We start from the raw sequence: 15301 nt of genomic DNA, 5'->3' as shown, positions 1-15301 counted from the left end.
CTCTGGCAGCACCGACACATCCGAACCCTCAAACAAAAGATCCGCAAAGACGCACACGCCGCCATCCGAGCCGCTAAGGAAAGCGCCATCGCCGCGTAAAGCCGTTCGTCACCCCGGCCTTTGAGCCGGGGTCCCGCTTATTTGGCTACCGAAGAAGGCAGCGGGACCCCGGCCCAAGGCCGGGGTGACGAAGTGGGTGGGAGCCGTCATGCGGCGCCCGCGCTTGACGATCAGCGCGGGTTGTAGACGAAGGGGTAGATGTGCGGCAGGCCCTCGAGCCCGCTCGCGTCGATCGCCGTCACGCGCACGTAGAAGGTGCCGACCGGCGAGCTTGGGAAAATGATGTAGGGCTTTTCGTTGAGCCCTTCGTTCCGGATATCCTGAAACGCCTGATCGGACGCGATTTCGAGGCGGTAGCGCGCGGCCTTGTCCAGCGGCTTGATGTTGAACACCAGCGAGCCATCGGGCCGATGGTAGATCGGCAGCAGCACCTGCGGCGGCGACAGCAGCTTGACGGGCTTGCCCGCCGATTCCGCGCTGGAACGCGCGCCGAAACCTTGCGGCACGAGGATCGCGGCACCGGCGGCGCTGACCGCGACGCTGTCCTTGAGCACCTCGGCGACCGCGGACGTGCCGTTCTGCTCAACGCCGATACGGAATTCGGTGCCGCGCACGGCGGACACCGAGACGGGCGTGCGCACCTCGAACTTGCTGGCCGGGCCGCGATTGGGCGCGACGGCATATTGGCTGCGCCCGTCATCGAGACGGAAGATCTGCTGCATCTCGCCCGAGGCGAGCACGAGGCGGAGACGATCGATGCGGATCACGCTCTGCGACGGCAGGGTGACGATCGAGCCATCCTCCAGCGAGAAGCTCGCCGAACTGTTGGCGCCGGTTTCGATCCGCGCGCCCTCGACCACCACCGCGCCGACCTTGGCGGGACGGTTGGGCCCCAGCGTGACGGTGCCGCGATAGGCGGCGAGCACCGCGCGCGCGGGCACGACCATCAGCAGCTTGCGCGGAATGACGATCGTGCCGCCGGGGGTCAGCCGGTTCGCATCGGCACCTCGGTTGAGCTGGAGCAGCGCGCCGACATCGCCCGCGCGCAACAGATAACGGCCGGCGATCGACTTCATCGTATCGCCGCGCTGGACCTTGTAGAGGAAGTTGCCCTGATCGGGCGCCGCCTCGAACGGGATGCGCGCGACCGGCGCGGCGCCGGCAACGTCGGCGGGCGCGAGCCCGGCCAGCGCGCAAAGCACGCCCGCGCAACTTGCAAGCAGAGGCGGGAGCTTCGGCATCAGCCGCTAATGGACCAGGATCGCCATCGGTACAATTCCGTTGGAAATGGGTGAGAAGGGCGGCCGGAGGGGTGGTTCCGACGCCCTTCTCGATCGGCGCGGCGACCGAACTCAGAAATAGGCGCGCGCCGTGGCAAGCATCAGCCACATCGCGACGCTGACAAGCACGCCGAGCAACATACTAGAGGAGGAACCCGAATTGTGGGTGGTGTGAAACTGTTCCATGACGGTGACCTTGTGAATTCGTTGGGCCGCCTCTAGCCCCCCAGGCGGCGATCCCGAAGTCAACAAGTGTTACGGCAGCGGCTTCAGCCCCCGCGCACCCACGCGCAGGCGCCCATCACATAGGTCGCGGCGATGGCGCGATCGTCGCCGAGGATCTGGAGCAGGAAGAGCAGATCGGCGAGCGATGCACCCTGCGACCGCCGCGCGAGCAAAGGTGTCGCGCGCGGATCGAGCACGACGAAATCGGCCTCCTGCCCCGGCTCCAGCGCGCCGACGCGATCGGCGATGCCGAGCAGGCGCGCGCCCCCGGCGGTGGCGAGGTGGAGCGCGCGGAACGGATCGAGCGACTGCCCGCGCAATTGCGCGACGCGATACGCCTCCCCCATCGTGGCGAGCAGCGACAGCGTCGTGCCCGCGCCGATATCGCTGCCGAGGCCGAGCTTGATATCGGCGAGGCCGGCGAGATCGCAGAGGCCCGAGCCGAGGAACAGGTTGCTGGTCGGGCAATGTGCGATCCCCGCCCCGCTCGCCCGCAGCCGATCGCGCTCGCGCGCGCAGAGATGGACGCCATGCGCGAATACCGATCGCGCGCCGACGAGGCCGAAGCGATCGTAGACGTCGAGATAATCGGCGGCGGCGGTGAAGCGCGCGGCGACCGCTTCGATCTCGGCCCGGTTTTCCGATAGATGAGTGTGGAGCAGCGCATCGGGATGCGCTTCGAGCAAGGCGCCCGCCATTTCGAGCTGCGCATCGGACGAGGTGAGCGCGAAGCGCGGCGTCACCGCATAGCCGAGCCGCCCGCGCCCCCGCCAGCGCGCGATCAGCGCCTCGCTTTCGGCGCGGCCGGTGGCGGGCGTGTCGCGCAGCCCTTCGGGGCCGAGGTCCATCAGCACCTTGCCCGAGATGATCCGCATCCGCCGTTGGCACGCCGCCTCGAACAGGGCATCGACCGAGCCTTCGTGGACGGTGGCGAAGACCAACGCGCTGGTCGTGCCGTTCCTGAGCAGTTCGTCGAGGAAGAAGGCGGCGACGCGATCGGCATGCGCGCGATCGGCGAAGGCCATTTCGGCGGGAAAGATGTGCCGCTCCAGCCATTGCAGGAGCTGCTCGCCGTGCGCGGCGATGCGATCGATCTGCGGATAATGGACATGCGCGTCGATGAAGCCGGGGACGATCAGCCGGCCCGGAAAATGCGCGATCGGCAGGCCGGGAAAGCGCGGCGCCAGATCGGCGAAATCGCCGCGCGCGACGACCAGCCCATCCTCTTCCACCAGCAGGCCATCGCCATGATGGACGATCGCGTCCCGCCCCGCCGCCGCGGGATCGTGGGGAACCGACAGGATTTCGGCGCGGAACCCCCTCACGAAATGAAGAAGCGGCTCAGCCCCATCGCGCGCAGCCCCTTGCGATAGGCCATCGAGCTGCGGTCGGCGGGGATATGCGCCTCCATCGCCGGATCGAGCGGCAGGCATTCGGGCATCTGCGCTTCGACGATCGCCTTGTCCTCCTCGAAGACGCGCAGGTTGAAATCATAGACGTCCTGCACCGGCAGATCGGTATCGAAGTTGCGCGCGATCGGCGCGAACAGCCGCGTCACGCGTGCCGATACCGGCGAGGCGGCGTTCATGATGACGAGGCGCGCCGCATCCGGGAAATGGATCTCGAGCGTCGCGGTGAACGGCAGATGGCAGTTGAAGTGCCGCAGCCATTCGAAGCCCGGCCGGCCGCGATCGGTGACGCCGATCGGATAATTGCCGACGCTGCTCCAATATTCGACGTCGAAGCCGTGGTTATGTTCTTTGGGGAGATAAGCTGGGACCACCGCATTGTTCGCGTCGCCGAACGTATCGGTATGGACGAAGGCGAAGTGCGCGACATCGAGGAAGCCTTCCATCTGGCGGCCCGCGAAGCCGAAGATGTCGATCGTCGGGCAGACGATCTGCTGGAACTCCGGCTCGTCCCAATGCGGCATCGGGCAGATCGCCGGCGCCTCTTCCGACGGCAGCAGGCAGGTCCAGATCAGGCCGTAGCGCTCGACCGCCGGATAGGTCTTGAGCTGGAGCCGCGCGGGGATGCCGCGATCAGGGTGCGCCGGAACATGCACGCAGCGTCCCTCGCTCCCAAAGCGCAGGCCGTGATAGGCGCAGACCACGCCTTCGGGCACCTGCGATCCCATGCTGAGCGGCACGCCGCGATGCGGGCAGATGTCCGTCGCGACGACGATCTCGTCCCCGGCGCGATAGAGGGCCAGCGGCTCGTCCAGCAGCTTCGCCGACAGCGGCCTGGCGCCGAGATCGCGGACCAGCGCGATCGGATACCAATGCCGCGCGAGGATCGCCCAGTCCGGCGCCTCGAAGGTGCAATTGCGCGGCAGGACGGGCGCGGCGATCTCGCTTACCGCCCGTCGCATCGTATCGGTCATGGACGCGTGCCTTTCATCGCTCAGCTCCCCCGATAGGTCGAATAGCCGAACGGCGAGACGAGCAGGGGGACGTGATAATGGCCTTCATCGGCGATGCCGAAGTCGATCGTCACGCGATCGAGGAAGGGCGGGTCCGGCAAAGCGACGCCCTGCACGCGGAAGTAGGCCGCGACATCGAAGCTGAGCCGGTAGCGGCCTTTCGCGATCGCCAGGCTCTTGAGCGCGGGGCAACGGCCGTCGGCGTCGGTCTCGCCGCTCAACACAACGCCGTCCGGACCTTCGAGGATCACCGCCACACCGGCGGCCGGGCGGCCGTGGGTGGTATCGAGGACATGGGTGGAGAGCGTCGTCATTCCGCCGCCTCCGCCTGCCGCTCCCAGCGGCCGACGAATTCGGGTTCGTCGTAGCGGAGATAATCGGCGATGAAGCCATCGCGATCGTCGAGGAAGAGCTGGTCGGCGACGGCGGTGCCGAGCCGGGGCAAGGCATATTTGAGCCCTGAGAGCGCGGCGGCCGAGAGACCGAGGCTAATCAGCGCCGAATAGTTGAACGAGAAGAGCCCGTGGAGCAGCGGCGCATCGGCGGGATCGCGCGGCTGGAGCTGAAAGCCCTGCCCCAGATAGGGATGCGCGTCGATCAGCGGGTTGGCGCCGGAGGGTGGCGCGTAACGATCGCGCCACCGCGCGATCCGGTCCGCCACCCGCGCCAGCTCGGGCCGGAGCGCGGGATCGGTGACGAGGCCGGTCGAGAGGATCAGGAAATCATAGTCGAACGTGCCGTGCGGGGTCTTCACCGCGATCGCGCCGTCGCGTTCGGCCACGTCCAGCCACGGCGAACCCAGGTGCAGTTCGAAGCCCGGATAGGCGGCGGCGCGCTGGAAGGTATCGTTGGTCGGCGGCTGGTTGCGATCGAAGAAGCTCGCCATGAAGGCGTATTTCTCCGCGTCGCCGAGCGCCGCGAAGCGCGGGATCAGTCCGGCGCCTTCCATGAAGCGGATCGGATTGACCGTGGGCAGCGCCTCGCGGCGGACGAAGACGTGCGCCGCCGCGACCCCGGCGGCGAGCGCGTGCTGGGCATTGTCGAACGCCGACGCGCCCGCGCCGAGAATCGCGATCCGCCTGCCGCGCAACGCATCGAAGTCGATCGTTTCGGAAGTATGGGCATAATGTTCGCGCGGCAGGGCATCGGCAATCATCGGCGGCGTGTGCCAGCCGCCGCCGCCCTGGATGCCCGTCGCCAATATCAGCTTGCGGGCGATCAGCGATCCACCGTCCGCGAGCGCCAACCGGAACAGCCCAGGCGTCAGCGGTTCGATCAGCGCCAGCCGCGTATCGTTGCGCACCGGCAGATCGAGCACGCGGCGATACCAGCGCAGATAGGCCATCCAATCGCCGCGCGGGATCTTGTCGAGCGCCGCCCAGCCCTCCGGCCCATGCAGCGCCTCCCAATAAGCGCGGAAGGTTAGCGAGGGGACGCCCATGTCGATCGAGGTGATCGCCTTGGGCGTGCGCAGCGTGATCATCCGCGCATAGGTGTCCCACGGGCCTTCGCAGCCCGGCGGATTTTCATCGATGACGAGGATGTTCGACACGCGCTCACGCAGCAGCGCGAAGGCGGCGCCGAGCCCGCTCTGCCCGCCGCCGACGATCACGGCATCGTAGACATGGCCCTCGGCATGGCCGCGCGGCCGCGTCCAATCGCCGCCCGGCAGGTTGAGGCAGGCGAGATCGTGCGCAACGCGGGCTTCGTGCGCGGCGAGGCTCATGCCATGTCCTCCAGCCGCAGCCGCACGATCCTGCCAATCTCGGCGAGCGCGGCGGCGATCTCGGTATCGCGATCGTTGGCAAGGCGGCTTTCCATCGCGCGCAATATGCCTGCCTTGTCGGTCAGGCGCACGCAGATGATGAAGGGAAAATCGAAGCGTTCGCGATAGGCGGCGTTGAGCGCGTGGAAGTGGGCATAGTCTTCGGGCGAAAGGCGATCGAGCCCGGCCGAGGCCTGCTCCGCCGCCGAGGCCTGGGTCAGCGTGCGATCGACGGCCGCCTTCCCGGCAAGCTCGGGATGCGCGCGGATCAGCGCGAGCTGCTCGGCGGGCGCGGCTGCGTACAGGACCGCCATCAGGTCCGCATGGCGATCGCCCGACGAAGGCCGCGCATCGGCGCGCGCCTCGACCCAGGGGCTGTGTTCGAACAAGGCGGTCACGCGGTGTCGCCCTCGAGGCTGACGTGCGCGGAGACGATCTTCCAGCCGTCCGCGAACCGCACCCAGCTCTGGCTCTGCCGCCCGCGCCGATCGCCGCCTTCGCGGAAGAATTCGGCGTCGGCGGTGGCGAAGTCGCGCCCATAGGCATGGATCGCGACGCGGCCGAGCCTGCGCTGCGGCGAGCCGCCCCGGCCCTTGCGGAACGCGCGGATTTCGTCGGCGCCGTAGAGGACTTCGCCGACGCCGTAGCGCACCGTCGAAGGGGCATCGTGGAACAGCGCGTCCATCACGGCCACATCGTCGGCCATCAGCGCGCGCTCATAAGCGTGGAACGCGGCGGTTACCTCGGCGACGACGGCGGGATCGTCGATCGTCATGCCGGGTGCCGCTCCAGCCAGTGGCGCGCGATATCGATCCGCCGCGCGATCCAGGCGTCATGGCTGGCGATGACATGATCGAGGAAGCGCGCCACCGCCGCGGCACGCGCGGGCCTGCCGGCGATCCGCGCATGGAGGCCGATCGACATCATCCGCCCGCCTTCGCGGCGCAACTGATCGAACGTGTCGCGAAGATAGCGGAAGAATTGCTCGCCCTCGGTAAAGCCGTTGAGCGCGACCATCTTCATGTCGTTGGCATCGAGCGTGTAGGGGACGATCAGTTGCGCGCGGCCCCCGGGGGCCTGATGGCGGCGATCGTAATAAGGCAGATCGTCGGCATAGCTGTCGGCGTCATAGACGAAGCCGCCCTCTTCGGCGACGAGCCGCGCGGTGTTGGGCGAGGTGCGGCCCTGATACCAGCCGAGCGGGCGCGATCCGGTCAGCCGCGTGTGGAGCGCGACCGCTTCGGCGATATGCGCGCGTTCGACGTCTTCGGGGACATTTTGATAGTCGATCCAGCGCAGGCCGTGGCTGGCGATCTCCCAATCGGCGGAGCGCATCGCGTCGACCGCCGCCGGGTTCATCTCCATCGCCTTGGCGACGCCGAACACGGTGACCGGCGCGCCGCGCTCGGTGAACAGCCGATGCAGCCGCCAGAAGCCCGCGCGGCTGCCATATTCGTAGAGGCTCTCCATCGCCATCGCGCGCGCCGGATGGCTCGCCGCGCCGACCATCTCGGACAGGAAGGCTTCGGAGCCCTCGTCGCCGTTGAGGAGGCTGTTCTCCGCGCCCTCCTCATAATTGAGCACGAACTGCACCGCGACGCGCGCGCCGCCCGGCCAGTGCGCCTCCGGCGGCGCCGCGCCGTAACCGACGAGGTCGCGGCTCATCCCCATGCCTCAAGCGCCGCATCGACGCCCGCCCCCGGCGGACAGGCGTGGCCCTCCGCGCGCAACGCCGCTTCCAAGGCCGCCAGCGTCAGCAGCACCTTATGCTTCATCGCATTGTAGCCCATCGCGCCGATCCGCCAGAGCTTGCCCTGGAGCGGGCCGAAGGCGGTGCCGATCTCGATTTCGAAACCCTCGCGCATGCGGCGGCGCACCGCCTCGCCATCGACGCCCTCGGGGATCAGGACGGCGGTGATGTTGGCCATGCGATGCGCGTCATCGCCGAACAGCGTAAGCCCCATCGCGCGCAGCCCGGCGGTGACGGCGCGGCCCGCGGCGGCATGCCGGGCGAAACGCGCGTCCAGCCCCTCGCCCAGCACGACACGCGCGCATTCGCGCGCGCCGTACAGCATCGTCGTCGCCTCGGTATGGTGGTTGAGCCGCTTTTCCGACCAATAATCCATGATCATCGCGAGATCGAAATAGTTGGAGCCGATCCGCCGCTCGCGCCCCTGCACCAGATCGTCGCGGCTGATCCCGCGTTCGGTATGGCGGCGCGCGAAGATGCGATCAGCGGCGCGGTCGGACAATGTGATCGGCGCCGAGCCGGAGGGTCCACCGAGGCATTTCTGGAGCCCGGCGGTGATGACGTCCACGCCCCAGGCATCGGCCTCGATCGGCATGCCGCCGATCGTCGCGGTAGCATCGACGTAGGAGAAGGCGCCGATCTCCTGGCAGAGCGCGCCGAGGCCTTCGAGCGGCTGCGCCATCGTCGTCGAGGTATCGCCGTGCACCGTCGCGATGACGCGCGGGCAGAAACGTTCGGCGGCGGCGCGGATGGCCGCGATCGGCACGACCTCGCCCCACGGCGCATCGACGGTTTCGACGATCGCGCCGATGCGATCGAGGATCTCGGTGAGCAGCAGCCCGAACCGCCCGAAGTTGACGACCAGCACGCGATGCCCGGGCGCGACGAGGCTGACCAGCGCCGCCTCGATCCCCGCGCGCGCGGTGCCGTCGATCAGGAAGGTCCAGCGGTTCGCCGTGCCGAAGATCGGGCGATAGAGCGCCATCACCTCGTTCATCGTGCCCGTCATCTCGGGATCGAACTGGCCGAGCAGGTCCGCCGACATCGCGCGCAGCACGCGCGGATGCGCGTTGATCGGGCCCGGCCCCATCAGCAGCCGCTGGGGCGGATCGATCTCGCCGAACAGATTGACGGGCAAATCAGCCAAGAAAGTCTTCCTCGAAACGATCGACGAAGGCGCGCAGCACGGCGAGCGCGGTCTCCGCATCGCCCTCCGTCACGCTCTCCGCCGGATTGTGGCTTATCCCGCCCGCGCACCGGATGAAAAGCATCGCGGTCGGGCAGAGCGTCGCCATTACCATCGTATCATGCCCCGCGCCCGATACCAGCCGCCTGGGGGGCTGCCCGTACGCGGCGATCGCTTGGTCCATCAGCGCCATCAGCCGGGGATCGCAGGGCGACGCGGGCAAATCCTGCACGCGCTCGATCGCATAGACGACCTCACGGCGATCGGCGATCTCGGCGATCGTATCGAGGATGTCCCGCGCGACGCAATCGCGCCGCGCCGGATCGCCCGCGCGTATGTCGATCGAAAATTCGACCCGGCCGGGCACGACGTTGACCGCGCCGGGAAGTACGGTCATCCGCCCGACCGTCGCGACGATATCGCCGCCGGCCGAGCGCGCCTCGTGCTCGATCGCGAGGATCATTTCGGCCGAAGCCGTCAGCGCGTCGCGGCGCAGGTTCATCGCATTGGTGCCGGCATGCCCGGCGACGCCCTCGATCACCGCCTGGAAGCGAAGCTGCGCGGCGATGCCGGTGACGGTGCCGACCGCAAGCCCCTCGGCTTCGAGGACGGGGCCCTGCTCGATATGCGGCTCGATGAAGGCGAGGATTTCGGAGGGGTCGCGGCGGGCCGATAGAAAGCCGCCGTCACCCCAGACCTGTTCCGGGGTCCACCCCGCCATCGCGTCTGCCGCCGCCGGTTGCGGAGTGGATGCCAGAACAGGTCCGGCATGACGGAGGAAGAGCGGCAATGCGTCCGCCACCTCGATACCCTCGCGATCCGTCGCACCGAGCGCATCCGCTGGCAGCGTTCCCGCCACCGCGCGCGAGCACAGCATCGAGGCGGGAAAACGCGAGCCCTCCTCATCGCCGAACGCGATCACCTCGATTGCGAAGGACAGCCGCCGCTCCTGCGCGTGCAACGCCGCCGCCACCTCAATCCCCAGCATCACGCCCAGCGGACCATCATAGCGCCCGGCATCGCGGACGCTGTCGATATGGCTGCCGAACATCAGTGCCCTGGCGCCCGGCTCGGCGCCTTCGTAGCGGCCGATCAGATTGGCGGCGGGATCGAGCCGCACCGTCATTCCCGCTTCGACCATCCACGCGCCGATCGCCTTGACGGTTTCGACATGAGCGGGGGTGAGATAGGCGCGGAACAGGCCTTCGCGCGTGTCGCTGTAGGGCGGCGCGCCCAGCGCATCGCAGCGCGCCACCGCCCGCGCGCCTCCGGCGACGCCGGCGCTCACCAGCAGGCTACCATGCCGTCGCTGCGCGGATCGGTCGCGCCCTCGAGCAGCCCGGAAGCGTGACGGACGATCGCGCCGGCATGGCCCATCACATCGCTATAGTCGGGCAGCCATTCGACCTCGTGCCCCGCCGCGCGCAACGCATCGCCAAGCTCCGTGGGGAAGCGGCTTTCCAGCTTGAGGCTGGCGCTCTGCTCGCCCCACGTCCGCCCGAGCAGCCAGCGCGGGCGGCTCACCGCCTCCGCCAAGCCGACTCCGAAGCGGGCATAGCGCGAGAAGAGCGCCGCCTGCGTCTGCGGCTGTCCCTCACCGCCCATCGTGCCATAGGCCATCACGCGACCGTCATCGAAGCGCGCCAGCGCCGGATTGAGCGTGTGGAATGGCTTGCGTCCGGGACGGAGCGCGTTCCAGCCATCGGCGACGAGGCGGAAGCTGGATCCGCGATTCTGCCAGGTGATGCCGGTGCGCGGCAGGACGATGCCCGATCCGAACTCGAAATAGGTCGACTGGATGCAGCTCACGACCTGGCCGCGCGCATCGGCAGCGCCGAACCACACCGTATCCCCCGCCGCCGCCGGCTGCGGCCACGGCAGCGCGCGCGCGAGATCGACTTGGGCAGCGAGCGCATCGAGCGCCGTGGGATCATCGAGCAAGGCCTGCGGATCGATCGTCATATAGGCGGGATCGCCGCAGTGCCGATCGCGGATCGTGAACGCCTGCTTGGTCACTTCGACGAGGCCATGGACGTGCGCGAAGCTCTCCACGTCCTGAGGCTCCAGCCGATCGAACAACGCGAGGATCAGCAGGGACGCCATGCCCTGCGTCGGCGGCGCGGTGTTGAAGAGTTTGGCGTCGCGGATCGTGGCGGACAGCGGCGCCGGGCGGCAGGCGCCGTGCCGCGCGAGATCGTCGCGCGAGACCGGGCTTCCCAGCGCCTCCAGATCGGCGGCGATCTCCTGGGCGAGGGAGCCTCGATAGAAGCTCTCCAGCCCCTCCCGCGCAAGCCTGCCGAGCGTCGCCGCCAGCGCGGGCTGGCGCAGGATATCGCCTTCGGCCAGTGGCTTGCCTTCCGCCTCGAACACCGACGCATAAGCACCGGGTTGGGACCGAAGTTCGCCGCTCCTGGCGGCGGCGATTTCGGCGCCGCCGGCGGTCACCGGAACTCCCGCTTCGGCATGGTGGATCGCATCGCCGAGCAGGCGATCGAGGCGCATCGTGCCGCCGTCGCCGGCCAGCGCCGCTTCCCATCCCGAGACGGTGCCCGCGACGGTGTTCGCGGCAAGCGGCCCACGCGTCGGGATCGCCGCCATCCCGGCATAGAGAGCGAGGGTCGCGCGCGCCGCCGCCGCGCCGCAGGCGTCGATCGCATGCGTCCGCCCGTCGGGCTCGGCGATCAGCCAGAAACCGTCGCCGCCGATGCCGGTCATGTGCGGATAGACCACCGCCAGCATCGCCGCGACCGCGACGCACGCCTCGACCGCGGTGCCGCCTTCCCGGAGGATATCGCGTCCGGTCTGCGCGGCGAGATGGTGGGGCGCGGTGACCATCCCGCGCCGGGCCTTCGGCGTTTGCAGCATCAACCCGCCGATAACCACAGAAAGCGCGCGACGAACAGCGCCGCCAGCAGAAGCAGCAGCCAATCTCCCCGCCGCACGTCGCGACGCACGACCTTGAGCGCGGCATGCGCGGTGATCCCGAACGCCAGCCCGTTGGCGATCGAGAAGGTCAGCGGGATCAGCGCGACCGTGAGAAAGGCGGGGATCGCATCGAAGGGATCGCTCCAGCCGATCTCGGCGAGGGGCGCCATCATCAGCGCGCCGACGAGGATCAGCGCGGGCGCGGTCGCCGCCAGCGGCACGAGCCGCGCATAAGGCGCGACGAAGATCGCGGCGAGGAACAGCAGCCCGGTCACGATCGCGGTGAGCCCGGTGCGTCCGCCCGCCTGCACGCCCGCAGCACTTTCGACATAGGATGTGACCGTGCTGGTCCCCGCGCAGGCGCCGACCATCGTCGCGATCGAATCGACCAGCAGCATCCGCTTGAGGTTGGGCACGCGGCCCTCGGCATCGACCAGGCCGGCGCGTCTGGTGACCGCGACGAGCGTGCCGAGATTGTCGAACAGATCGACGAACAGGAAGACGAACAATATCTCGAACAGGCCGAGCCCCGCGCCGCCGCCCCAGCCGAACACGGCGGGAAGATCGAGACGGAAGGCGGTCTGCGCAAGCTCGGCCGGATGATAGGGCTGGGTCGGCGCGCCGAGCCTGCCGAGGAGTGCCGCCAGGATCGTCGTCGCGACGATCCCGATCAGCATCGCGCCGCGCACGCGCCACACGCTCAGGCCAGCGATCAGCGCCAGCCCGAACAGCGCCAGCGCGGCATCGCCCGAGCGCAGATTGCCGAGCGCCACGAAGGTGGCGGGGTTGGCGACGATCAGCCCGGCATCCTTGAGCCCGATGAAGCCGATGAACAGGCCGATGCCCCCCGCCACCGCCGCGAACAGGTGCGGCGGGATGGCGGCTACGATCATCTGGCGGATACCGAGCAAGGTCAGCGCGAGAAAGGCCAGCCCCGACAGGAACACGCAGCCGAGCGCGACCGGCCATGGCACATGCATCTGCTGGACGACGGTGAAGCTGAAATAGGCGTTGAGCCCCATGCCGGGCGCCAGCGCCAGCGGGACATTGGCGACGAACCCCATCAGGATGCTGGCGAAGGCGGCCGCGAAGCAGGTCGCCGCCGCGACCGCCGCCATGGGCATCCCCGCCTGCCCCAGGATCGCCGGGTTGACGAGGATGATATAGGCCATCGTCAGGAAGGTGGTGACGCCCGCCAGCACCTCGGTCCGCACGTCGCTGCCCCGCGCGGCGAGTGCGAAACGGCGGTCGAGCAAACCGCCGGCCGATGCGCCAGCCGATCCAAACGCGCTCGTTTCCCCCGGCATGCGCTTTCCCTTCCCGGCGAGGCTAGGTCAGCCCGCCACCCCCTTCAACCCCGCTGCCGCACGGCAGCGATCGCCGCCTCCCGATTTTCTTTGGGCGTCGCGCGCGCTACCGAGCCTGGCGATGAACAAGCGTGCCCGCGTCCTGCTGCTCAATGCCGCGCTTGGGCCGCTCGATTATCGCATCGAGCCCGATCAGCAGGTCGCGCCCGGATCGATCGTGCTCGCGCCGCTCGGGCCGCGCCAGCTCGCCGGCGTGGTGTGGGAGCCGGAGCATATGCCGTCCGATGCGGAGGTGGGCGACAATCGCCTGCGCCCGCTGGCCGGCGTCTACGATCTGCCGCCGATCGCGGCGCCGCTGCGGCGGCTGATCGAATGGACCGCCGATTATTATCTCGCGCCACCGGCGGCGGTGCTGCGGATGGCGCTCGCCTCGGCGTCCGCGCTGGATGGCGGGCGGACGATCATCGAATATCGCGCGACCGGCCACATCCCGCCCCGGCTGACGCCGCAGCGCGCGCAGGCGCTGGAGCGGATCGACAATCGGCAAGGGCTGGTGCGCGAGCTGGCGACGATCGCCGACGTCTCGGACGGGGTGATCCGCGGGCTGGTCAAGGCCGGCGCGATCGCGGCGATCGAGGTGCGCATCGACGATCCCTTTCCCGAGCCCGATCCCGATCACATGCCGCCGGCGCTCAACCCCGCGCAGGCGGCGGCGGCGGGGACGCTGGCCGCGGCGGTGGAGGCAAGGGCCTTCGCGCCATGGCTGCTCGACGGCGTGACGGGATCGGGCAAGACCGAGGTCTATTTCGAGGCGATCGCGGCGGCGATCCGTGGCGGCCGGCAGGTGCTGGTGCTGCTGCCCGAGATCGCACTGACCGAGCCCTTCCTCAAGCGCTTCGCCGAGCGCTTCGGCGTCGCGCCGGTCGCCTGGCATTCGGACCTGCGCCAGTCGCAGCGCCGCCGCGCCTGGCGTGCGATCACCTGCGGCGAGGCGCGGGTGACGGTGGGCGCGCGATCGGCCTTGTTCCTGCCGTACCGGAACCTCGGGCTGATCGTCGTCGACGAAGCGCACGAGACCAGCTTCAAGCAGGAGGACGGCGTGCTCTATCATGCCCGCGATACCGCGGTGATGCGCGCGCGGTTCGAGCGGGTGCCGGTGATCCTCGCCTCGGCGACGCCCGCGATCGAGACGCGCCAGCAGGTCGCGCTCGGCCATTATTCGGAGCTCAAGCTGCCCGCGCGCTTCGGCGGCGCGACCTTGCCCGCAATCGTGCCCGTCGACCTGACGCGGGACCGCCCCGATCGCGGGCGCTGGATCGCGCCCTCGCTCGTCGCGGCGCTCACCGAGACGCTGGAGCGCAAGGAGCAGGCGCTGCTGTTCCTCAACCGGCGCGGCTATGCGCCGCTGACCTTGTGCCGCACCTGCGGGCATCGCTTCAAATGCCCCAATTGCTCGGCGTGGATGGTCGAGCATCGGCTGACCGCGCGGCTCGCCTGCCACCATTGCGGCCACGTCATGCCGCCGCCCGCCGCCTGCCCCGAATGCAAGGACGAGAACAGTCTGGTCGCCTGCGGGCCCGGGGTCGAGCGGATCGCCGACGAGGTGGCGCTGCTGTTTCCCGACGCGCAGACCGCGATCGTCACCTCCGACACGCTCTGGTCCCCCGCCAAGGCGGCCGAGTTCGTCGGGCGGATGGAAAGCGGGGCGATCGACATCGTGATCGGCACGCAGCTCGTGACCAAGGGCTATCATTTCCCGAACCTCACCTTGGTCGGCGTGATCGATGCCGATCTCGGGCTTTCGGGGGGCGATCTGCGCGCCGCCGAGCGCAGCTTCCAGCAGATCGCGCAGGTGGCGGGGCGCGCCGGGCGGGGCGCCAAACCCGGCCGGGTGCTGATCCAGACGCACGAGCCGGACGCGCCGGTGATCCGCGCATTGGTATCGGGCGATGCCGAAAGCTTCGCCGCCGCCGAGACCGAGACGCGCCGCGCCGCGAACGCGCCGCCGTTCGGCCGCTTCGCCGGGATCATCGTCAGTTCGGAGCTGCTGGAAGAGGCGGTCGCCACCGCCAGAGCGATCGGGCGTGCCGCGCCCAGGGTGGAAGGCATGGACGTCTACGGCCCCGCCCCCGCCCCGCTCTCGATGCTGCGCGGGCGGCATCGCCAGCGGCTGCTGGTGCATGCGCGGCGCTCGCTCGACGTGCAGGACGTCATCCGCGACTGGCTGGGGCCGATCGAATGGCCACGCGGGGTCCGCGTCGCGGTCGACGTCGACCCGTACAGCTTTCTTTAGAGTCGGATGACTTCAGCCTTACCCGCTCCTGCTGAGGTGAGACCGAGTAGCTCCGCAGGAGCGTATCGAGGGCTCGTATCGAAGTACG

At 69.2% G+C, this 15301-nt stretch carries 13 protein-coding genes; 1 reads left to right on the top strand and 12 read right to left on the bottom strand.

All coding sequences use genetic code 11. From position 1 onward, the window contains the following. Positions 1-230: 230 nt before the first annotated feature. The 12 genes from HUU94_RS01245 to HUU94_RS01190 form a co-directional block, all read right to left on the bottom strand. Entirely contained in the window at positions 231-1301 is a 1071-nt protein-coding gene (locus tag HUU94_RS01245; protein WP_174273313.1) for a FecR domain-containing protein, read from the bottom strand. A gap of 308 nt (positions 1302-1609) precedes the next feature. Continuing rightward, complete coding sequence (gene guaD / locus HUU94_RS01240) at positions 1610-2890, bottom strand: guanine deaminase (RefSeq protein ID WP_254601840.1); 1281 nt, start codon at positions 2888-2890, stop codon at positions 1610-1612. Then, on the bottom strand, positions 2887-3948 hold the full coding sequence (locus HUU94_RS01235) for an aromatic ring-hydroxylating oxygenase subunit alpha (protein WP_254601838.1): 1062 nt from the start codon (positions 3946-3948) through the stop codon (positions 2887-2889). The genes guaD and HUU94_RS01235 overlap by 4 nt, the downstream gene beginning before the upstream one ends. 20 nt (positions 3949-3968) lie before the next feature. Next, positions 3969-4301 (bottom strand): hydroxyisourate hydrolase, encoded by a 333-nt coding sequence (uraH, locus tag HUU94_RS01230; protein WP_174273311.1) that lies wholly within the window; start codon positions 4299-4301, stop codon positions 3969-3971. Then, positions 4298-5713: an FAD/NAD(P)-binding protein gene (locus tag HUU94_RS01225; RefSeq protein WP_174273310.1), complete on the bottom strand. Its 1416-nt coding sequence runs from the start codon at positions 5711-5713 to the stop codon at positions 4298-4300. Before HUU94_RS01225 ends, uraH begins: the two co-directional genes overlap by 4 nt. Next, positions 5710-6150 (bottom strand): 2-oxo-4-hydroxy-4-carboxy-5-ureidoimidazoline decarboxylase, encoded by a 441-nt coding sequence (gene uraD, locus HUU94_RS01220; protein ID WP_174273309.1) that lies wholly within the window; start codon positions 6148-6150, stop codon positions 5710-5712. Before uraD ends, HUU94_RS01225 begins: the two co-directional genes overlap by 4 nt. Continuing rightward, positions 6147-6527, bottom strand: coding sequence for an oxalurate catabolism protein HpxZ (hpxZ, locus tag HUU94_RS01215; protein WP_174273308.1), 381 nt, complete (start codon positions 6525-6527; stop codon positions 6147-6149). Before hpxZ ends, uraD begins: the two co-directional genes overlap by 4 nt. Continuing rightward, complete coding sequence (puuE, locus tag HUU94_RS01210; protein WP_217429536.1) at positions 6524-7417, bottom strand: allantoinase PuuE; 894 nt, start codon at positions 7415-7417, stop codon at positions 6524-6526. Before puuE ends, hpxZ begins: the two co-directional genes overlap by 4 nt. Then, positions 7414-8592 (bottom strand): pyridoxal-phosphate-dependent aminotransferase family protein, encoded by a 1179-nt coding sequence (locus tag HUU94_RS01205; protein WP_217429537.1) that lies wholly within the window; start codon positions 8590-8592, stop codon positions 7414-7416. Before HUU94_RS01205 ends, puuE begins: the two co-directional genes overlap by 4 nt. Positions 8593-8641: 49 nt before the next feature. Next, positions 8642-9979 carry a Zn-dependent hydrolase gene (locus HUU94_RS01200; protein WP_174273314.1) on the bottom strand — a complete coding sequence of 446 codons (1338 nt, stop codon included), beginning with the start codon at positions 9977-9979 and terminating at the stop codon, positions 8642-8644. Beyond that, a complete protein-coding gene (locus tag HUU94_RS01195) occupies positions 9973-11553 on the bottom strand; it encodes a gamma-glutamyltransferase family protein (RefSeq protein ID WP_174273305.1) in 1581 nt (526 codons plus the stop codon). Before HUU94_RS01195 ends, HUU94_RS01200 begins: the two co-directional genes overlap by 7 nt. Continuing rightward, positions 11553-12920: an NCS2 family permease gene (locus tag HUU94_RS01190; protein ID WP_174273304.1), complete on the bottom strand. Its 1368-nt coding sequence runs from the start codon at positions 12918-12920 to the stop codon at positions 11553-11555. Before HUU94_RS01190 ends, HUU94_RS01195 begins: the two co-directional genes overlap by 1 nt. Before the next feature lie 121 nt (positions 12921-13041). Between HUU94_RS01190 and HUU94_RS01185 the strand changes: the two genes are divergently transcribed. Further along, positions 13042-15213: a primosomal protein N' gene (locus tag HUU94_RS01185; RefSeq protein ID WP_174273303.1), complete on the top strand. Its 2172-nt coding sequence runs from the start codon at positions 13042-13044 to the stop codon at positions 15211-15213. The last annotated feature ends 88 nt before the right edge of the window (positions 15214-15301 follow it).

The sequence above is a fragment of the Sphingomonas bacterium genome (assembly GCF_903644055.1).
Lineage (GTDB): Bacteria > Pseudomonadota > Alphaproteobacteria > Sphingomonadales > Sphingomonadaceae > Sphingomonas_I.
This window is presented reverse-complemented; position numbering and strand designations above follow the sequence as displayed.

Coding starts and splice junctions, on each gene's coding strand:
- HUU94_RS01225 (WP_174273310.1), bottom strand. CDS start 5,713: ATGAGCCTCGCCGCGCACGAAGCCCGCGTTGCGCACGATCTCGCCTGC.
- HUU94_RS01245 (WP_174273313.1), bottom strand. CDS start 1,301: ATGCCGAAGCTCCCGCCTCTGCTTGCAAGTTGCGCGGGCGTGCTTTGC.
- HUU94_RS01235 (WP_254601838.1), bottom strand. CDS start 3,948: ATGACCGATACGATGCGACGGGCGGTAAGCGAGATCGCCGCGCCCGTC.
- HUU94_RS01205 (WP_217429537.1), bottom strand. CDS start 8,592: ATGGGGCCGGGCCCGATCAACGCGCATCCGCGCGTGCTGCGCGCGATG.
- HUU94_RS01190 (WP_174273304.1), bottom strand. CDS start 12,920: ATGCCGGGGGAAACGAGCGCGTTTGGATCGGCTGGCGCATCGGCCGGC.
- HUU94_RS01185 (WP_174273303.1), top strand. CDS start 13,042: ATGAACAAGCGTGCCCGCGTCCTGCTGCTCAATGCCGCGCTTGGGCCG.
- puuE (WP_217429536.1), bottom strand. CDS start 7,417: ATGAGCCGCGACCTCGTCGGTTACGGCGCGGCGCCGCCGGAGGCGCAC.
- hpxZ (WP_174273308.1), bottom strand. CDS start 6,527: ATGACGATCGACGATCCCGCCGTCGTCGCCGAGGTAACCGCCGCGTTC.
- uraH (WP_174273311.1), bottom strand. CDS start 4,301: ATGACGACGCTCTCCACCCATGTCCTCGATACCACCCACGGCCGCCCG.
- HUU94_RS01195 (WP_174273305.1), bottom strand. CDS start 11,553: ATGCTGCAAACGCCGAAGGCCCGGCGCGGGATGGTCACCGCGCCCCAC.